General features: G+C 67.6%; 16 protein-coding genes. 2 read left to right on the plus strand and 14 right to left on the minus strand.

The window, feature by feature from the left end; translation table 11 throughout:
• Positions 1-43 precede the first annotated feature (43 nt).
• Positions 44-715 (minus strand): lytic polysaccharide monooxygenase auxiliary activity family 9 protein, encoded by a 672-nt coding sequence (locus BJ992_RS29800; protein ID WP_184986635.1) that lies wholly within the window; start codon positions 713-715, stop codon positions 44-46.
• Positions 716-1490: 775 nt separating this feature from the next.
• Between BJ992_RS29800 and BJ992_RS29805 the strand changes: the two genes are divergently transcribed.
• The gene (locus tag BJ992_RS29805; RefSeq protein WP_184986637.1) at positions 1491-2510 is read left to right on the plus strand and encodes a hypothetical protein; all 1020 of its coding nucleotides are present in this window, start codon (positions 1491-1493) and stop codon (positions 2508-2510) included.
• Between the two features lie 93 nt (positions 2511-2603).
• On the opposite strand, the gene BJ992_RS29810 is transcribed toward BJ992_RS29805, so the two are convergent.
• The 12 genes from BJ992_RS29810 to BJ992_RS29870 form a co-directional block, all read right to left on the minus strand.
• Positions 2604-2981 (minus strand): hypothetical protein, encoded by a 378-nt coding sequence (locus tag BJ992_RS29810; RefSeq protein WP_184986639.1) that lies wholly within the window; start codon positions 2979-2981, stop codon positions 2604-2606.
• Positions 2978-4510 (minus strand): hypothetical protein, encoded by a 1533-nt coding sequence (locus BJ992_RS29815; protein WP_184986641.1) that lies wholly within the window; start codon positions 4508-4510, stop codon positions 2978-2980. Before BJ992_RS29815 ends, BJ992_RS29810 begins: the two co-directional genes overlap by 4 nt.
• 164 nt (positions 4511-4674) lie before the next feature.
• Positions 4675-5343: a response regulator gene (locus tag BJ992_RS29820; protein WP_184986643.1), complete on the minus strand. Its 669-nt coding sequence runs from the start codon at positions 5341-5343 to the stop codon at positions 4675-4677.
• 111 nt (positions 5344-5454) lie between these two features.
• Positions 5455-8019 (minus strand): DUF4118 domain-containing protein, encoded by a 2565-nt coding sequence (locus tag BJ992_RS29825; protein ID WP_184986645.1) that lies wholly within the window; start codon positions 8017-8019, stop codon positions 5455-5457.
• A gap of 16 nt (positions 8020-8035) precedes the next feature.
• Positions 8036-8881, minus strand: coding sequence for a potassium-transporting ATPase subunit C (locus tag BJ992_RS29830; RefSeq protein ID WP_184986647.1), 846 nt, complete (start codon positions 8879-8881; stop codon positions 8036-8038).
• On the minus strand, positions 8881-11013 hold the full coding sequence (gene kdpB, locus BJ992_RS29835; protein ID WP_184986649.1) for a potassium-transporting ATPase subunit KdpB: 2133 nt from the start codon (positions 11011-11013) through the stop codon (positions 8881-8883). The genes BJ992_RS29830 and kdpB overlap by 1 nt, the downstream gene beginning before the upstream one ends.
• Positions 11013-12674, minus strand: a complete 1662-nt coding sequence (kdpA, locus tag BJ992_RS29840) for a potassium-transporting ATPase subunit KdpA (protein WP_184986651.1) — start codon at positions 12672-12674, stop codon at positions 11013-11015. Before kdpA ends, kdpB begins: the two co-directional genes overlap by 1 nt.
• Positions 12675-12764, minus strand: coding sequence for a potassium-transporting ATPase subunit F (locus tag BJ992_RS29845; RefSeq protein ID WP_184986654.1), 90 nt, complete (start codon positions 12762-12764; stop codon positions 12675-12677). It abuts the gene before it with no gap.
• Positions 12765-13022: 258 nt separating this feature from the next.
• On the minus strand, positions 13023-15005 hold the full coding sequence (locus BJ992_RS29855) for an APC family permease (RefSeq protein WP_184986656.1): 1983 nt from the start codon (positions 15003-15005) through the stop codon (positions 13023-13025).
• A 170-nt stretch (positions 15006-15175) separates the two neighbouring features.
• Positions 15176-15490, minus strand: coding sequence for a thioredoxin (gene trxA, locus BJ992_RS29860; protein ID WP_184986658.1), 315 nt, complete (start codon positions 15488-15490; stop codon positions 15176-15178).
• Positions 15372-15878: a MerR family transcriptional regulator gene (locus BJ992_RS29865; RefSeq protein ID WP_246497690.1), complete on the minus strand. Its 507-nt coding sequence runs from the start codon at positions 15876-15878 to the stop codon at positions 15372-15374. The genes trxA and BJ992_RS29865 overlap by 119 nt, the downstream gene beginning before the upstream one ends.
• 72 nt (positions 15879-15950) lie before the next feature.
• Positions 15951-16451: an ATP-binding protein gene (locus BJ992_RS29870; RefSeq protein ID WP_184986660.1), complete on the minus strand. Its 501-nt coding sequence runs from the start codon at positions 16449-16451 to the stop codon at positions 15951-15953.
• 168 nt (positions 16452-16619) lie between these two features.
• On the opposite strand from BJ992_RS29870, the gene BJ992_RS29875 reads away from it, so the two are divergent.
• Positions 16620-17861, plus strand: coding sequence for a helix-turn-helix transcriptional regulator (locus BJ992_RS29875; RefSeq protein ID WP_184986662.1), 1242 nt, complete (start codon positions 16620-16622; stop codon positions 17859-17861).
• A 268-nt stretch (positions 17862-18129) separates the two neighbouring features.
• On the opposite strand, the gene BJ992_RS29880 is transcribed toward BJ992_RS29875, so the two are convergent.
• Complete coding sequence (locus BJ992_RS29880) at positions 18130-19089, minus strand: cation diffusion facilitator family transporter (protein ID WP_343072931.1); 960 nt, start codon at positions 19087-19089, stop codon at positions 18130-18132.
• Between the last annotated feature and the right edge of the window lie 97 nt (positions 19090-19186).

Below are 19186 nucleotides of genomic sequence, written 5' to 3' on the forward strand. Positions count from 1 at the left end.
GCCCCGCCGGGATCTCGGCAGGGCCTGCTGTCGGTGATGTGGCCTAGCTGAACACCACGTCGCTGCAGATGTAGTACGCCTGGTCCATGTGCGAGGCCTGCCAGATCGTGTAGACCACCGCACGACCGGACCTGCTGCCGGCGTTCACGTTGATCGAGTAGTTCTGGCTCTGGCCGTACCGGCCCGTCGTGGTCACGAGCTGCATGTCGTTCCAGGTCAGCGCCGACGTCACCGGGTTGAACCCAGGCTTGGTGATGTAGACACGGAAGTAGTCCGCCCCGTGACTCGCCTGGTCGTACAACTGGATGGTGAAGTTGCTGCTGATGGTGGTGGTCTTCCAGTCCCCCACCGCGTCCATGGCGTTGTACCGGCCACCTTCCGCGTGACCGCCACTGCAGAGCTGCCCGTTCGGCACCGCCGCCTGGTGGTTACCGCCGACACCGTTGCGGTACAGCCCGTTCCAGTTCCACATGGCGTTGGCGTTGGCCTGCCACGCCTGGTAACACATCGGGTCCTGTGTGCGCATGTTGGGGTTGAGGTGGTCGTTGCCCCAGCGCTGATAACACCCGTAGACCCGGGACGCCGGATTGATGACCGACCCGTGCGCGGACGCACTGTCGACCCAGGGAACCAGGAAGAGCGCCATCGTGGTCAACAGCGCGGCGAGCGGCCGCAGCATCCTGCGGCGGGGGTGCGCTTGTACGCGATGATCCATGTGCTGTCCTCGTCTTCCGTCGGAGGGACTACAAGGGCTTGCGGATGGCGACAGGAGCGCTCCTATCAAATTAAGGGGGATATTACCTGACACACTCGCGTTACATAACCTGACATGTGGAATTTGAAAGTTTCAGCGGTGGCGGCGCCGATCAGTGGTAGGTCCGGACAAAGATCTCCGAAGCGCGTCACCCAAGGTCAAACCCCCTTGACCGATCTCAGCCGCTGGAACGAACGAAAACCGTCCCACCAGGAGAAACAGAAGGCATATCCGGCTCTCCGCTTGAATCACCGCCGCGATAATGCCGCACAAGAACAGCTCCACACGAGAACTTGAACGATTCAGATCGGCACAGCCCGCTGAATGAACCTTTCCCTGTAACCGCCTGTGGTGGTTCGTGATTGCTTCACACGGTCCGTCCGTGCTCCAGTTGAAGCAGGACGAGGGGGTGGACCCGCAACGGAACCGGATCGCACGTCAAGCCGGTTCGGGGAGGTCAGGGAGATCGCCGGACAACTACTCCTGGACCCGGGAAAGGCGCTCCGTTGCGTCCGGTGATCTTCTGCTGTTGTCTGGCCACATGCGACAGGTCCCCCGGTTCCTCGCCACCATCATGATCGCCTGGGCTGTGGCGGCTTGCGCCGGCGACGTGCCGCCACCGGAAGCCGCTCCTTCTACGAGCACACCCACGCCGACGAAGACGGTCGTCGAACCATCACCGTCCGTCGCCACACCAAGCCCACCGGCCAGAACGACGAAGGGATCATGGCAGCCCGTGCACATCCTCCCTCGGGAACTGGAGTCCGTGATTCTCCACGACGTGGCGGTCCGGCCGGATGGCGTCGCGTGGGCCATCGGGGAACAGGACGGCGCGGCCTGGCTGGGCCGGTTCGAGGCGGACGACTGGCGGCAGGTGAAACTGCCCCCGGTCAAAGGACTCGGCCTGGCCACGACGATTGACGCCCGTGGAAACGTCTGGGTCTTCATCGGACCGCCCGACAACTGGCCGGACCGGGACCACAGCTATGCCGCACGCTGGAATGGCAAGGCTTGGCAGGTCACCGACCTCGGTCCGGGCCTGTTCGTGAAGGAGGCGGTCACGGTGGGTGACGAAATCTGGTTCCTGGCCAGGCGCGGTCCGTACGATCCGAAAAGCCCCACCGTGGTCAAGCGCCTGACCGGAGGAACCTGGGTGGACACCAAGGTGCCGATCTCGGGGGAAGGGCTCGACGGACAGGTCCCCGGCGAAGTGTGGGCGGTCGGCCGGGGCTTGGAGCGCCTCGGCACCGGCCCGGAAGATCGGCAGCCGACCGCCGCCCGGTGGAACGGTCACAGGTGGGAGAAGATGCCGCTGCCCCCACAGAAACTCCCAAAAGGTGGCAACGCCATCTTCTGGGACGTCCTGGTACGCGGCCACGGACAGGTGTGGGCGGTCGGCGGGATCTTCGACCCTGAGGAGCCATACAGGTCGCGGACGCTGCTGGCCCGCTGGGACGGCAGCGCCTGGCGGATCGAGGTAGGAGCTGACGAGGTCATCGAGGGGACGGGTTTCATGGAGATCGAGGCCGACGGCAGGGGCGGGGCCTGGATCAGGGACTCCTACGACACCTTCCTGCGGCACGTGGACGCGACGGGACGCACACTGCGAAGGCAGGAGTTGGGGGGCGGCAAGGACTGCAGCCAGAACATCGCGGCCATCGCACGAAGGCCTGGAACGGCCATGCTATTGGGAGCGGGAGCATATGCGGACTGTGCGGACGGCGCGTACCGTGCCGCCCTCTATCAGGTCGACTGATCCTCTCGGCCGATGTTTCAGCGAATGAATCCATCCATGTTCCCCTCCGCAGCTGGCGAGCGAGTGGCCCGCGATGGGGTGTGGCCGCGGTGGCTACTCACCGCCAAGAAAGATCGTTCGAATTCCCGACATGATGGAGGCCATCGCGGAGGCATACTCTCCGGCTTTCTCCACTCCCGCGCCGAGTTGGCGCAGCAGGGCCCGGACCCTGCCCATGCGAGGATCCTGCGTCTCGAGTTCCTCGGAGAGCGCCTCTCCGGCGTCCGCCGCATCAAGCAGAACGCGATCCCCGGCGGCTTTCGCACGCAGGTGTGCGACAAGCTCCGCCAACTCGGCCAGGAGCTCATCGAGTCCTGGTGGAGCCGGCGTCCCGGTCGACGTCGAAACCGCCTTCGCATCTCGACCGACCGCTACCGCGTCAGCCTGTAACTGAGCGTGGTCGTGCATGACAATGCCATGGTTGTCCTTCACGTCGTCTCTCCTCCCTTGGCCTGCCCCACCCTGGTGACCGCCTGGGCCATGGCGCCGATTCCGGCGGCCAGGCTCTGCGCGCTGACCTGCCCTTTTCCGGTGACAAAGATGCCGTTGTTCAGAATGGCTGTCCGCCGCTCGACAAGATCACTCACATCGACGTTGTGGTCGGACAGAAAATCGACGAGTATGTCGATGATCCGGCGCTCGACAAGCTTGACGTACATCTCCTTGTCGAGTTGCTGAAAGTAGCGGTGGTAGCGCTGGTCTGCTGCGCTCTCGCGCAAAGTTTCCTTCGACCCGTAGTTGAAGGTCCCGTTTCGGATCTCCTTGCGACTGGCCTTGTCTCGTTGCCTCCGATCGAACGGGGCAGCCAAGTCGGCCAGCACATGGGGCAGTGCCATCACCAGGGCACCGGGCACCCGAGCTATGGACTGCCGTGCCAGCTTGAGCAGGCGCACAGGCGCGGCGGTGCCGATCAGATCATCAATCTCGCGATAGCGCTCCCGCAGGGGTGTGAGAAGCGAGTAGCTCGCCTCGATGAAAAGCAGGTCTGAATCAGGCAGGAGAGCGAACCGTAAGAAGACGGAGACGACGACCTCACCATCCCAGCCTGGCAAGGAAATCGTGAGGTATGTGCGGGCACGGTCGTGAGGGCTGTCACGAAGGAGGGTGATGATCTTTCTGGAGACCTCAGGGCGAGGAGGACCGGTAGGGTCAGGTAAGAGGAACGCGCCGACCGAGGAATCAAGGTGGTCCCTTAAATCCTGTCCGTTGACGAATATCCGGTCCTCGACCGCCATGTGAGGAAGGCCGACTCCCGAGATCGCCGACCCCACGTGATCATACAACTCGCCTATCCCGAAGGACGTCACCTCCTCCCCTTCCTCGGCTTTCCCGATGTTGAGTACGAACGACCAGGCGTTGATCACAATTCCGTGCCCGACGAAGGGCTTGTACTCCCCGAACACAGTCACGTTTCCGTGGTCACGGCCTGCGATGTCCTCCAGTCGTGTCAGCACACGTGACGAACCCCTTACCGGCGAAATAGCGGGGTCAAAGGTGCCACGACCCAGTTCGGGGCCGATCACCAGGTGATAGACACCGGCGACCTCTACCAGAATCACCAGCCAGACCAGGAATAGACAGATCAGGAGATCCGGCAATGAAAGCGAGAAGAACGCCACCAGGGCACCGACCGCGATCGGGGCTATGATCAAGTCCCGCACTATGTGCCGCCGCCGCCCCAGTAGTGCGTAGTTCAGCACGGGAGCAAGGTCGACACCCGGCGAGGTGGCCACAGCACGATGCCGATCTTCAAGAATGGTGCGGATCGCGGATCGCGCCAACGAGCCGTCGAGCAGCATGGCTGCGCAGAGGTATCTTGTGACATCAAGGACAGGAGTGCGTGGAGAATCACCCCGCCGACCGCCGTCCGTGGACATCGCCTGCGCCTGATCAACAGGAGCGGATACTCCATCAATCTGGATGTTCTCCACCAAACCCCCTTCGCGCTGATCATCGATCAAATATGGATGATCTTGCACCCCGGCACTCGTAAGTCCATTTTCGCGCCACAGCATACGCCTGGCGTAAAGAAATAGCAGCGAAAAATGACCATCCAGCGATTGCCTCACACCGCATCAAAAGGTCTAAATCAACTGATATCGAATAGATCATTCCGCCGTTCGGCTCACGGGGTGAAGCGGTAGCCCATGCCGGGTTCGGTGATGAGGTGGGCCGGGTGGGTGGGGTCGGGTTCGAGTTTGCGGCGGAGTTGGGCCATGTATTGGCGGAGGTAGTGAGTTTCCTTCAGGTATTGAGGGCCCCAGACCTCGGTGAGGAGACGGCGTTGGGTGATCAGTTTGCCGGGGTTGCGGAGGAGGATCTCGAGGATGTGCCATTCGGTGCGGGTGAGGTGGAGGCCGCCGGAGATGGTGCGGGACGAGAGGTCGATCTCGTGGGGGCCGAGGTGGATTCTGGGTTCTTCGGAGCCTTGGTTGGCGGTGCGGCGGGTCACGGCTCTGACGCGGGCCAGGAGTTCCTGGATGTCGAAGGGTTTGGTGACGTAGTCGTCGGCGCCGGCGTCCAGGGCCTCGACTTTGTCCTCGTTGCCGGCTCGGCCGGACAGGACGATGATCGGGACGGTGGTCCAGCCTCGTAGGCCGTGGATGACGTCCACGCCGTCGAGGTCGGGGAGGCCGAGGTCCAGGAGGATCAGGTCGGGACGGAAGTCGGCGGCCTCGCGGAGTGCGGAGCCGCCGTCGTGGGCCACGGCGACCTCATAGTGGCGGGCCGCGAGGTTGATGCGTAGTGCGCGCAGGATCTGAGGTTCGTCGTCGACCACCAGGACACGGGTCAACTCAGGCACCTTCTTTCGCGTGCATGCCATGGTGCTTGGTCATGTCGTGTTCTCGTGCGATCCGCGGCGCCTGGTCGTGTCGTCTTCTCGGCGGCACGGCGCGGTGCCTGGTCATGCGGGTTCCTCGGCGGGGACGGGTTCGGCGCGGGAGGAGATCGGCAGAGTGAGGATCATCGTGAGGCCGCCTCCTGGGGTTTCCTCGGGGAGGAGGGTGGCGTTCATGGCTTCGGTCAGGCCGCGGGAGAGGGCCAGGCCGAGGCCTACGCCGGTTTCGTTGTCGCGGTCGCCGAGGCGTTGGAACGGGAGGAAGACACGGTCGTAGTCGCCTGGGGGGATGCCGGGGCCGCGGTCGACCACGCGGATCTCGACGTGGTCGGCCAGGCGGCTGGCGGTGACCAGGATCTTCTGGCCGGGAGGACTGTGGCGGACGGCGTTGGACATGAGATTGACGAGGACGCGTTCCAGGAGGGCCGGGTCGGCGATGATCTCGGGGAGTTCGGGGGAGATGTCTCCTTCGACGCGGTCGCGCAGGGGGCCGAGGTCGTCGACGGCGCGGGGGACGATCTCCTCCAGGGGGACGGGTCGCAGGGCTACGCCTAGGGCTCCTGCTTGCAGGCGGCTCATGTCGAGGAGGTTCTCCACCAGGCGTTGCAGTTTCCGCAGGGACTCGTCGGCGGTGGCGAGGAGTTCGCGGCGGTCGGCGTCGCTCCATTCGATGTCGGTGGTGCGCAGGCTGTCCACGGCGGCCTTGGCCGACGCCAGGGGGGTGCGCAGGTCGTGGCTGACGGCGGCCAGCAGTGCGGTACGCATGCGGTCGGCCTCGGCGAGGGGGCCCGCGCGCTCGGCCTGTTCGCTGAGGCGTTCCTGACGGAGCGCGACGGCGGCCTCGGCGGCGAAAGCCTCGACGACGCGCCGGTCGGAGGCGTCGAGCAGGCGGCCGCGCAGAGTCAGCACGAGGTCCTCGTCGACGACGACATCGGTGTCCGAGGACGCGGGGCTGGTGCAGGGGACGCCGCCGGCGCTCGCCACGACGCGCCACGCGGCGGAGTCGCCGCGGTCGTCGGGGCTCGGCTCAGAGGTGCGTTCGAGCAGGGTGACCGAGGTGAGGCCGTAGATCTCGCGCAGGCGGGCCAGCAGGGACGGCAGTGCGGCGCCGCCGCGCAGCACGTGGCCGGCCAGGGTGGACAGCACTTCGGCGTCCGCGCCGGCGAGTGCGGCCTCACGGGTACGGCGTGCGGCGAGGTCGACGACGGCGGCCACGGCGGCGGCGACCACGACGAACACGACGAGGGCCAGCAGGTTCTCCGGCGAGGCGATGGTGAAGGTGCCGGTGGGTGGGGTGAAGAAGTAGTTGATGAGCAGCGAGCCGCCGACGGCCGCCGTGATCGCCGGCCACATGCCGCCGACGAGCGCGACCCCCACCACCATGCTGAGGAACAGCAGAATCTCGCTCGGCAGCGAGAGAAGCTCGCGGAACGGCACGAGCGCGGCAGCGAGCAGCGGCACCCCCGCCAGGGCCATCAGCCATCCGGTGCGGCGCCGTACGCGGCCCAGCGCGGCGCGCGACCTGGCGGCGCGGCGGCGGCCACGCCGGGCCTCCGGGTGGGTGACCATGTGGACGTCGATGCTTCCTGACATGGCGGTGGCCTCGGCGCCGACGCCGCGGAAGAGGATCTGCGCGAACCGGCCACGCCTGGACGCGCCGAGCACGAGCTGAGTGGCGTTGACGCCGCGTGCGAACTCCAGCAGCGCGCGCGGCACGTCGTCGCCGACGACCTGGTGGTAGCTGCCACCCATGCTCTCCACGAGCGCGCGCTGCCGCGCGAGGTCGGCGGGGTCGGTGCCGGTGAGGCCGTCGGCGCGGGTGACGTGCACGGCCAGCAGGTCGGCGCCTTTGCTGCGGTCGGCGATGCGTGCGGCGCGCCGTACCAGGGTGTCGCCTTCGGGGCCGCCGGTGAGCGCGACGACGACCCGTTCGCGGGTCTCCCAGGTGCCGGCGATGCCGTGGTCGGCGCGGTAGCGGTCGAGCTGGTCCTCGACCTTACCCGCGACCCACAGCAGGGCCAGTTCGCGCAGCGCGGTGAGGTTGCCGACCCGGAAGTAGTTGGACAGCGCCGCGTCGATCTTCTCCGGCGGGTAGACGTTGCCGTGCGCCATCCTGCGGCGCAGCGCGTCCGGCGACATGTCGACCAGCTCGATCTGGTCGGCCCTGCGGACCACCTCGTCGGGTACGGTCTCGCGTTGCGGCACGCCGGTGATCTGCCGTACGACGTCGTTGACGGACTCCAGGTGCTGGATGTTGACGGTCGAGATGACGTCGATGCCGGCGTCGAGGATGTCCTCGATGTCCTCCCAGCGTTTGACGTTCCCCGGGCCAGGCGCGTTGGTGTGGGCCAGCTCGTCCACGAGGACGATCTTCGGACGGCGTGCGATGACCGCGTCGACGTCCAGCTCGGTGAAGGTCGCACCCCGGTACACGACCTTCCTGCGCGGCAGCACCTCCAGGCCGTCGAGCAGCGCGGCGGTACGGGCCCGGCCGTGGGTCTCGACGAAACCGACCACGACGTCCCGGCCGCGTTCGGTGGCGCGGCGGGCCTCGCAGAGCATGTCGTAGGTCTTGCCGACGCCTGGCGCGGCCCCGAGGTACACCCGGAGCCGTCCGCGTGATGTGCTCATCGGCGCCGCCCCCTGCTCATCCGCGGTCGAGGGCCAGGTTGAGCTCCAGGACGTTCACCGCGGGCTCCCCCATGAACCCGAGGCCGCGTGCGCCGGTGTGCGCGGCGATCATGGCACGTACTCTGCTCTCGTCGATGCCTCGCGCCTTGGCGACGCGGGGTGCCTGCAGCTCGGCGTAGGCCACCGAGATGTGCGGGTCGAGACCGGAACCGCTCGCGGTGACCGCGTCCGGAGGCACCGCGGCGCGGGTGACGCCGCCGCGCACCGGGACGGTGCGGCCCGCGGAGTAGTCCTCGCCTGGCCTGCCGCACTCCACTTTAACGCCGCGGTATCCGGTGACGAACGGCGCGGCGGGACAGGCCTGGTTGACGCTGACGACCCTGGCCGGCGGGCCGGTGGCGGGGAGGACCTTCAGCACGGCGCCGACGCCGTCAGGCGTGCAGTACGGCCTGGCGCCTGAGACGCCTTCGCGTTCGCCGATCTCCTTGGAGCGTGCGCAGACCTGGGTGAGCAGGCTCCGCCGTCCCTCGGCGCCGGGTTTCGGCAGGACGTCCACGACGTCCTCGGGGCCGAGGTTGCTCGCCGCGGTGGCGAGCATGTCGTACCCGGCGGCCGAGGGACGGCTCTGGAAGTACGCGGCGACCGGCTTGCCGGCGGCGTCGGTGAAGGGCTGGCCGATGAGCGCGCTGCCGAGCGGTTTCCCGTCCCGTCCGGCCATCGAGCCGTTCGCTTGGCCGTCGAACAGGACCTGCGCGACACCGGTCACCACGAACGGGTAGACCAGGCCGAGGATCACGGTGAGTACGGCGACCGCGCGGACCGCGGCGACATGATGGCGGAGCCAGCCAGGCATACGTTCCATTACGACATCCCAGGGAGGAACTGGACGAGCAGGTCGATGAGCTTGATGCCGACGAAGGGGGTGACTACGCCGCCGAGGCCGTAGACGTACAGGTTGCGGGACAGCAGCTTGGCCGCCGCGGCCGGCCGGTACCGCACACCGCGCAGGGCCAGCGGGATCAGCGCGACGATGACGACCGCGTTGAAGATCACCGCGGACAGGATCGCCGACTGCGGACTCGCCAGGCGCATGATGTTGAGCGCGTCGAGGCCGGGGTACACGACCGCGAACATCGCCGGGATGATCGCGAAGTACTTGGCGATGTCGTTGGCGATCGAGAACGTCGTCAGCGCGCCTCTGGTGATGAGGAGCTGCTTGCCGATCTCCACGATCTCGATGAGCTTGGTGGGGTTGGAGTCGAGGTCGACCATGTTGCCGGCCTCCTTGGCGGCCGACGTGCCGGTGTTCATGGCCACGCCGACGTCGGCCTGCGCGAGCGCCGGCGCGTCGTTGGTGCCGTCGCCGGTCATGGCGACCAGCCGGCCGCCTTCCTGTTCCTTGCGGATCAGCGCCAGCTTGTCCTCGGGGGTGGCCTCGGCGAGGAAGTCGTCCACACCGGCCTCGTCGGCGATGGCCCTGGCGGTCAGCGGGTTGTCGCCGGTGATCATGACGGTGCGGATCCCCATGCGGCGCATCTCGTCGAACCGCTCGCGCATACCCTGCTTGACGACGTCCTTGAGGTGGATCACGCCGAGCACGCGCGCCTGGCCCGCCAGGCGCTCCCCCACGACCAGCGGTGTGCCGCCGCTCGCGGAGATGCCGTCCACCAGGTGGCCGACGTCGTCGGTGGGGTGTCCGCCGTTGTCGCGCACCCATTTCATGACGGCGGTCGCGGCGCCTTTGCGTACCTGCCGGTCGTCGACGTCGACACCGCTCATTCGGGTCTGCGCGGTGAACGGCACCCACCGCGCGTGCGCCAGCTCGCCAGGCGCGCGTTCACGCAGGCCGTACGTCTGTTTGGCGTACACCACGACGGAACGACCCTCGGGGGTCTCGTCGGCGAGGCTGGACAGCTGCGCCGCCGCGGCGAGGTCGGCGGCGGCGACCCCGTCGACGGGGAGGAACTCCGACGCCTGGCGGTTGCCGAGCGTGATGGTGCCGGTCTTGTCGAGCAGCAGCGTGCCGACGTCACCGGCGGCCTCGACGGCGCGGCCCGACATGGCGAGCACGTTGCGCTGCACCAGGCGGTCCATGCCGGCGATGCCGATGGCCGACAGCAGTGCGCCGATGGTGGTCGGGATGAGGCACACCAGCAGCGAGATCAGGACGACGCCGGTCACGCCGTCGGCGTTCAGCGCGAGCGAGTCCGGAATGCCGGGGTTGATGTTCCTGGCGTAGATGGCCATCGGCTGCATGGTCACCGTGGCGACCAGGAAGATGATCGTCAGTGCGGCCAGCAGGATGTTCAGCGCGATCTCGTTCGGCGTCTTCTGCCGGCCGGCCCCCTCGACCAGCGCGATCATGCGGTCGATGAAGCTCTCGCCGGGCTTCTGGGTGATCTGGACGACGATGCGGTCGGACAGTACCTTCGTGCCGCCGGTGACGGCGCTGCGGTCGCCGCCGGACTCGCGGATCACCGGCGCCGACTCGCCGGTGATGGCCGACTCGTCCACGCTCGCGATGCCTTCGACCACGTCGCCGTCACCGGGGATGATCTCCCCGGCCGCCACGACCACGAAGTCACCTTGCCTGAGCTCAGGCGCGCCGACGGTGTCCCAGTGGAGCGGGTCCGCGCCGGGACGCCAGCCGGTGAGCCTGCGCGCGGCCGTGTCGCGTTTGGCGGCGCGCAGCGTGGCGGCCTGCGCCTTGCCGCGGCCCTCGGCGACGGCCTCGGCGAGGTTGGCGAACAGCACGGTGAGCCACAGCCACACCGCGATGGCCCACGCGAAGAACGACGCCTCACCGGTGGCGGCGAGCACCGTCGTGGCGAACGCGCCGACCTCGACGATCAGCATGACGGGGTTGCGCCACAGCGTGGCGGGATTGAGCTTGCGGACCGCTTCAGGCAGCGAGGTGAGGAGCTGCTTGGGGTCGAGCAGACCGCCGCCGACGCGGTCGGGCTGCGCTGCCGCAGGGACGGCCGGGGTGGACATCAGTGGATTCCTTCTGCGAGCGGCCCGAGCGCCAGCGCGGGGAGGAAGGTCAGTGCGACCAGCACGATCGTCACGCCGGCGAGCATCCCGGCGAACTGCGGCCGGTGGGTCGGCAGCGTGCCGGCCGACTCCGGCACGGGGGCCTGCCTGGCGAGCGAGCCCGCGAGCGCGAGCACGAAGATGATCGGCAGGAACCGGCCGAGCACCATGCACAGGCCGAGCGCCACGTCGTAGAACGGCGTGTTGACCGTGACGCCGCCGAACGCGGAGCCGTTGTTGTTGGACGCGCTGGTGAAGGCGTAGAGGATCTCGGAGAAGCCGTGCGGGCCGCCGTTCAGCATGGCCGCGAGACCGGCTTCGTTGGCCATCGCCACCGCGGTCCCTGTGAGCACGAGGACCGGGGTGACCAGGAAGTACAGCGACGCGAGCTTGATCTCACGTGAGCCGATCCGCTTGCCGAGGTATTCGGGGGTGCGGCCCACCATGAGCCCCGCCACGAACACGGTGATCACGGCGAGCACGAGCATGCCGTACAGGCCCGCGCCGACGCCGCCTGGCGCGACCTCGCCGAGCATCATGTCGAACAGGGTCATCATGCCGCCGAGCGGGGTGTACGAGTCGTGCGCCGAGTTGACGGCCCCGGTGGAGGTGAGGGTGGTGGCCGCGGCGAACGTCGCCGAGTTCGCCACGCCGAACCGGACGTCCTTGCCTTCCATGGCCGCGCCGACCGCCTGAGGGACGGTCGCGCCGCCGCTCAGCTCGAACACGTTGGTCAGCACGACGCTCGCCAGCGCGATCACAGCCATCACGGCGAGGATCGCGTGGCCCTGGCGGACCTGGCCGACCATGCGGCCGAACGTACGCGGCAGGCTGAACGGGATCACCAGCAGCAGGAAGATCTCGAACCAGTTGGTCCACGTGGTGGGGTTCTCGTACGGATGCGCCGAGTTGGTGTTGTAGAAGCCGCCGCCGTTCGTGCCGAGCTCCTTGATGGCCTCCTGGCTCGCCACCGGGCCGCCGGTCATGTGCTGGACGCCGCCGGTGAGCGTGGTGACGTCGTACGGCCCCATGAGGTTCTGCACCACGCCACCCGCCACCAGCACCAGCGCCGCCACGAACGCCAGAGGCAGCAGGACACGGACGACACCGCGTACCAGATCCACCCAGAAGTTGCCGACGGTGTCACTGCGGCTGCGCGCGAACCCGCGCACCAGAGCGACCGCCACGGCCATGCCGACCGACGCGGACACGAAGTTCTGCACGGCGAGCGCGGCCATCTGCGTCAGGTGACCCATGGTGTTCTCGCCGGCGTACGCCTGCCAGTTGGTGTTGGTGACGAAGCTGACCGCCGTGTTCCACGCGACGTGGTCGGGGACGGCCGGGAAGCCGAGGCTGAGGAACAGCTTGTCCTGCACACGCTGCATCAGGTGGACGAACCCGATGGAGACGATCGAGAACGCGAGCAGGCTGCGCGCGTAGACCCCCCACCGTTGCTCGGTGTCGGGCCGCACACCGAGGAGCCGGTAGACCACACGCTCCGCGGCGAGGTGCCGCGTCCCGGTGTACACCCGGTACATGTGGTCGCCGAGCGGTCGGTGCGCGAGCGCGAGCGCCGCGACGAGCGACGCGACGAAGACGATCCCCGCGGTGGTGACGCTCATCTAGAACCGCTCCGGGAAGAGCAGCGCCGCGACCATGAAGATCACCAGCAGTACCGCACCGGCCAGACCGGCGGCGTTGACGGCACTCACAGCCGTTCCACCACCTTGACCACATACCCGAGGACCACGAAGATCGCGATCGTCAGGACGACGAAGACGACGTCGGCCATCTCCACTCCTCATTTCCGGACTTACATGCCTCAGGCCGCCTCATGAGGCGGCCTGAGTCCAGGAAATCGCGGTATTTGGGGGTTTTGACGGCTCTTGACGGCTTCCATACGCCGCACCATCGTTTATTGACGGCTTCCCGACGCGACGACTCCGAACGGTGACACGAGGACGGCCCGCTCAACCTCCCACGTGGATGCCGGGACGGCGGGACGGCTCCGGCTCGCTCTGCCGGAGGATCTCACGGACCACCGGTGCCGTGTCACCGCGGCCGAGGAGGAGGTAACGGAACAGATGGGTCAGCGGAGCGCCTTCCGACCACTCGAAGTAGGCATGCGGCCGTACACCGGTCGCGTCGCGCAACGCGAGCAGGATCGCCGCGATGGCGTTCGGCGCGGCGGGGCTCTGCGCGCGCAGCACACGGTGGCCGCCGACCTCGACGCCGCTCACACGCAGCACGTCGCTGAACTCGGAGGGGTCCACCACATCGATCTCCAGGAAGACCACGTCGGCCGGGTTCGGCACCGGGTTCATGCTCCTCTGCTCGGCCTCCTTGGCGGCGTACTCGGCGACGTCGCCGGCCTGCCTGCGGTTGGCGATGATGTTCAGTGCGCCGTCGTGAGCCAGGGAATCGGTGACGAAACGGCGAGCCGGCATGTCGAACTCGATGCGGTCGGCCCGCAGCTCGGTGGTGCGCGACACCCGGGAGATCAGTGACACCACCACGATGCCGAGGACGAACATCGCCGAGATCGCGATGCCGTCCGGTTTCTCCTTGATGTTGTCCCCCAGCGCGTACAGCAGCACGAGGGTCAGCACGCCGAAACCCGCCGCGGCGGCACGCCGCCGCCTGCGCACGGCCCAGATGGCCACCGCGACCGCGCCGGACACCATCATCGCGAGGATCCCCGTGGCGTACGCGCCGGCCTGCGCGTTGACGTCGGCCCCGAAGACGATGGTGAGGACGACGCAGATCACCGTATAGACGATCACCACCGGACGTACCGCGCGGCCCCACTCCGGCGCCATGCCGTACGACGGCAGGTACCGCGGCACGATGTTGATCAGCCCCGCCATGGCGGAGGCACCCGCGAACCACAGGATGAGAATGGTGCCGACGTCGTACGCGGTGCCGAACACCTCGCCGAGCCGCTCGTGCGCCAGGTACGCCAGCGCGCGGCCGTTGGCCTCGCCACCGGGCCCGAACCGCTCCGGCGGGATGAGCAGCGTGGTCACGAAACTGGTGGCGATCAGATAGATGCTCATGATCAGTGCGGCCACGGTCAGCAGCTTGCGTGTGTTGCGCACCCGCGACTCCCTGCGCGCCGCGGCGTCCTCACCCTCGGCCGCCACCAGCGGCATCATGCTGACCCCCGTCTCGAACCCCGAAAGGCCGAGCACCAGCAGGGGGAACGCCAGCACCGCCGGGCCGAGCACACCGCCGACCCCGCCTCCGGTGTGGGTCAGCGCCTCCGACCACCGGGACAGGACCTCCGGCTCGGCCAGCACGTCGCCGATCCCCACGACGACCACCACGGCGTTCAGCACCAGGAACAGCGCCACCAGCGGGATCGCGACGCCGACCGCCTCGCTGAAGCCGAGCAGGAACACCCCGCCGAGCACCAGGAGCAGCACGATCGTCAGCGGCACCGCGTTGCCGTGCAGGAAGCCCGGAGCGTAGGGGTTCTCCAAGAGATGCACCGAGGCGTCCGCGGCCGACAGGGTGATCGTGACGATCCACGAGGTCACGACGAAGCCGAGCAGGACAAGGACGAACAGCTTGCCCTGCCAGAACGGCAGCAGGTCCTCCAGCATCGCCACCGAGCCCTGGCCGTGCGGGCTCTCCCGCGCCACCCGCCGGTACATCGGCAGCATGCCGAACAGGGTGAGCGCCACGATCAGCAACGTGGCGAGCGGCGACAACACCCCCGCGGCCAGCGCCGCGATGCCGGGAAGATAGGCCAGCGTGGAGAAGTAGTCCACCCCGGTCAGGCACATGATCTTCCACCAGGCCTGGGGATGCGCGTGGCCCTCGTCCGCCTCCGGCCCCACCGGCTGCACGCGGTGCTCCAGCAGCCACCGGCCGGCCCGGCTCTCCGGCGGTCTCTGCCGTACCGGACTGTCCACCACGTCCGGTACGGCCAACTCCCCCGTGCCACTCATCGGTGTCTCCTCACCCGCGAAGAGTTTCGTGCGCCGAGTACACGAAAGATGGCGATACCTTACGGCAGCGCCTCCCCCGCCGGAGCGCGCACGACCGTCACGGCCAACGCGTCCGTGACCTTTCGATCTCTTCTCCGAGTGATTCCTCGTCCTTCCGTACCCACCGGGACCTAGAAACAGCCTTCCAGCTCGGCCAGCAGCATGCGCTTGGTCCGCGCGCCGACGACCTGCCGCACGACCTCGCCGTCCCGGTAGAGGTTCAGCGTCGGCAGCCCCATGACCCCGTACCTCGCCACGATCTGCGGATGGTCGTCGCCGTTGAGCTTGCCGATGGTGAGCCGATCGCCGTACTCCTTCTCGATATCCTCAAGAATCGGCGCGATCATGCGGCACGGAGGGCACCATTCCGCCCAGAAGTCGACCAGTACCGGCTTGCCTGCGCGCAGCACCCGCTCGTCGAAGTTCTCGCTCGTCAACGTGATCATTGTGTCCCTCCACGGCACAGCCCGGACAGGCCCGTGCCAATTGCTCCGCCACCTCGGCTCTCTGCCTGACCAGGGCCTGGATCTCCGCGTCGAGCACCGCGAGCCGCCGCCGGTACACCGCGACCGACTCAGGACAAGCGTCCCCCGTCGCATGCCCGTCCCGCAGGCAAGCCACGAACGGCCGCACGTCCTCCAGCGAGAACCCCGCCGCCATCAGCGACCGGATCTCCCGCACCACCCGCAGGTCACCCTCGTCATACTCCCGGTACCCGTTCGCCGACCGCCGCGCCGCGAGCAACCCTTGCTGCTCGTAATACCGCACGGCCCGCGCACTGGTCCCGGCGAGCGCCGCAAGCTCCCCGATCCGCACAGACCCTCCCTGACCCATGACCACCTGCAACGTAGCCCCTGACACCGGCGTCAAGGTCAACCCCCAGAGCCCGCACTTAACTCCCCGAGATCACCAAGCCCACGTACGAGCCGGGACTCCCAACATGACCGAACTCGCCCACTTGTAACCGACCTGGCACCACACCGTCCGCCCGGTCACGTCATCAGACACCCCCCACGCCAGCGAGTGTTCCGCAACCAGCCACAGACCACGACCGCTCACCGGCAATTCCCCGCTCTCGTCCGCTTCTGCGACAACGGCACATACACGTGGAACGTCCGCGCTTCCGGCGTCCAGGACATCGACGTGAATACGGTCGAAGGCATCGGCGAGCGCGACCGCCACCGTCCCGCCGCACCGCGAGTCCGAATGACGCACCGAGTTACCGACCAGCTCCGACACCACAAGCGTCACGTCGTCCAACGCCGGGTGACCGTCGCCCAGCATCTCCCGCACGAACCGCCGTGCCACAGACACGGACTCAGGGACCGCCTCCAACTCGATGACGCCGAACAGCCTCCCCGGTCTCGCGTCGCGACCAGATAGGGACACGGCCCGAGAATCTGCCATAGATCGCACCTCCGCGGTTCAGGGACCCGTACCGGACTGCCAACGCCTCCGGGTCGCTTTTCTGTGATCCGCTTCCATCACACATGTCAATTGATATGCGCCGACAGAGTGGACGGGGGAAACTGGAGGAAAGGCTCGCGTCCCGTCCTTTCCCGTGAGGAGTATTCGATGAGCGATGTGCCCGCCTGGGCCGTACGCCTGCGTATCGCACGACGTGAGAGGCTGTGGACCCAGCGGGAAATGGCCAAGCGACTCGCGGAAGCAGCCGACGAACACACCCGCGCGTATCTGCCGGAACGGGACTCAATGCTCCGTATGATCAAATACTGGGAGGCAGGCAGGCACCGGCCGAAAGACCCCTATCCAATGCTTTATTGTCGAGTGTTCGGAATGGAGGAAGACGAACTGTTCAGCGATGCAGCAGCTTCGCCACGCCGACCCCCCGCCGATGTCCTGAAGGAGCTTCTCGGCAGGGAAAACCCTCTGGTGCCTGAGCGGAGCCGCAGAGGTCGGCGGATCGGCGCCGGGACACTTGCCGACATGTCCGCACGAGTCCACAGCTTGCGGCTCGCCGACGACGTACTCGCCGGACGAGATTTGATCCAACCCGCGTTCCGCGAGCTCCATGCGGCTGTACGGATGTACCGCGAGTCGATCTTCACCGAGGACGTCGGCCGGGGTCTCCTCGTGACCATCGGCGAGTTCGCCCACATCGCCGGATGGGTGGCCGGCGACGCAGGACAATCCGACCAAGCAGCCGGAACGTACCGACTCGGCATAAGTGCCGCTCATCAAGCCGGAGACGGGACCCTCGCAGGGCACCTCATCGGCGCGCTCGCCTACCAGGTGACCAACTCTGCCGACCCAGCCGAAGGCGTGGCACTCGCCCACACAGCCTTGAACGCCGCAGGGCCGCATGCTCCACCCCGAGCGCGCGCGCTGTGCTGGGATCGCGTCGCATGGGCTCACGCACGAGCAGGACAAGCACAAGAAGCCATTCGTGCACTCGCGGAAGCGGACGAAGCACTCGCTCACCCCAGCGGAGAGGCCGAACCCGCATATCTGTACTGGGTGAACACCGGTGAACTCCAGATCATGAAGGCCCGCGCATACACCGAACTACGGCGGCCACTACGCGCCGTCCCGATCCTGACCGACATCCTCAGTCGATACGACGCCACCCACAGCCGCGAGCTGGCCCTGTACCTGTCATGGCTCGCCGTCGCATTGGCCGACGCCAACGAGCCCGAGGAAGCGGCCGACGTAGCCGTACGAATGCTGACGCTGTCCGCAGACGTGGCCAGCGACCGAGTCGCCCACCGCGCACGCGTGGTTCTCGACCGGCTCAAGCCCTACCGCGACGTTCGACGAGTCCGGGAGCTCATCAACGATCACCGCTGGCCTGCTTGACTACCGCCCCGAACGGCGCGGCGAGAATGAGCCCGGCAGGCCCGGGGGTGTGGGGGTGTCCCCCACATAAGACAGCCCTTGCGGCCCGCGCGCGAAGCGCCTCCTTCGCAAGGACCATGACGACGGCGGCCCGTTCCCCACCTACCTCACCGCACGGCGGCGCCGAATTCGCCGTAGACGGTGCCGGCCGACGCGGCGCCGGGAAGGGGCGCCAGGGAGGCGGAGTTCGTGCGCAGATCACACGGTCGGTCGCAGATGAGACGGTTGGTCAGTGGTGGGTGGAGAGGACGGCGTGGTGGTCGGGGCCGGTGGGGTCGTGGGGGTCGGTGTGGATGGTGGCGGTGCGTAGGCGGGGGAGGTTGTGGATCAAGTGGTGTTCGGCTTGGACGGCTATGGCGTGGGCTTCTGTCAGGGGGAGGTCGTGGTCGACGGAGATCTCTGCTTCGGCGTGGAGAGCGTGGCCGATCCAGCGGAGGCGGAGGGAACCGGTGTGGCGGACGCCGGGGACGTTCAGGAGGATTCGTTCGGCGGTTTCGACCAGGGTGGGGTCTACGGCGTCCATCAGGCGGTGGTAGATCTCTCTTGCGGCGTCTCGCAGGACGTAGCAGATGGCGAGGGTGATGAGCAGGCCGACCAGGGGGTCGGCCAAGGGGAAGCCGAGCCAGGTGCCTGCGGCGCCGAGTAGGACGGCCAGGGATGTGAAGCCGTCGGCGCGTGCGTGGAGGCCGTCGGCGACGAGGGCCGCGGAGCCGATGTCGCGGCCTACGCGGATGCGGTACCGGGCCACCCATTCGTTTCCGGCGAAGCCGACCACGGCGGCTGCGGCGACCCAGCCGAGTGCGTCCACATCCTGTGGATGGAGCAGTCGGGTGACGGCCTCGAAGCCGGCCAAGCCGGCGGAGGCGGCGATGACGAGCACGATGACGATGCCGGCGAGGTCCTCGGCTCGGCCGTACCCGTAGGTGAACCGCCGGGTCGCTGCGCGCCGGCCCACGGAGAACGCGATGGCCAGCGGGACGGCCGTCAACGCGTCGGCGACGTTGTGCAGGGTGTCGCCGAGGAGCGCCACCGAGCCGGACATGGCGACGACCACGGCCTGCGCGGCCGCCGTCGCCATGAGCACCGCGAACGACACGGCGAGCACACGCATGCCTCGTGCGCTGGCTTCCAGCGCGGCGTCGGTCTTGTCCTTGCTGTCGTGGCTGTGCGGCACGAACAACCGCCGCACACGTCCGTGACCGTGACTGTGTCCGTGGCCATGTCCCTGACCATGTCCCTGACCATGTCCGTGACCATGCATGAGGGGTCCCTCGAATTTGCCTTCG

It is taken from the genome of Sphaerisporangium rubeum (assembly GCF_014207705.1).
GTDB lineage: Bacteria > Actinomycetota > Actinomycetes > Streptosporangiales > Streptosporangiaceae > Sphaerisporangium > Sphaerisporangium rubeum.

Excerpts from the sequence above, each read along its gene's own strand:
- BJ992_RS29800 (WP_184986635.1), bottom strand. The coding sequence starts at position 715 with ATGGATCATCGCGTACAAGCGCACCCCCGCCGCAGGATGCTGCGGCCG.
- BJ992_RS29825 (WP_184986645.1), bottom strand. The coding sequence starts at position 8,019 with ATGAGCACATCACGCGGACGGCTCCGGGTGTACCTCGGGGCCGCGCCA.
- BJ992_RS29830 (WP_184986647.1), bottom strand. The coding sequence starts at position 8,881 with ATGGAACGTATGCCTGGCTGGCTCCGCCATCATGTCGCCGCGGTCCGC.
- kdpB (WP_184986649.1), bottom strand. The coding sequence starts at position 11,013 with ATGTCCACCCCGGCCGTCCCTGCGGCAGCGCAGCCCGACCGCGTCGGC.
- kdpA (WP_184986651.1), bottom strand. The coding sequence starts at position 12,674 with ATGAGCGTCACCACCGCGGGGATCGTCTTCGTCGCGTCGCTCGTCGCG.
- BJ992_RS29855 (WP_184986656.1), bottom strand. The coding sequence starts at position 15,005 with ATGAGTGGCACGGGGGAGTTGGCCGTACCGGACGTGGTGGACAGTCCG.
- trxA (WP_184986658.1), bottom strand. The coding sequence starts at position 15,490 with ATGATCACGTTGACGAGCGAGAACTTCGACGAGCGGGTGCTGCGCGCA.
- BJ992_RS29865 (WP_246497690.1), bottom strand. The coding sequence starts at position 15,878 with ATGGGTCAGGGAGGGTCTGTGCGGATCGGGGAGCTTGCGGCGCTCGCC.
- BJ992_RS29870 (WP_184986660.1), bottom strand. The coding sequence starts at position 16,451 with ATGGCAGATTCTCGGGCCGTGTCCCTATCTGGTCGCGACGCGAGACCG.
- BJ992_RS29875 (WP_184986662.1), top strand. The coding sequence starts at position 16,620 with ATGAGCGATGTGCCCGCCTGGGCCGTACGCCTGCGTATCGCACGACGT.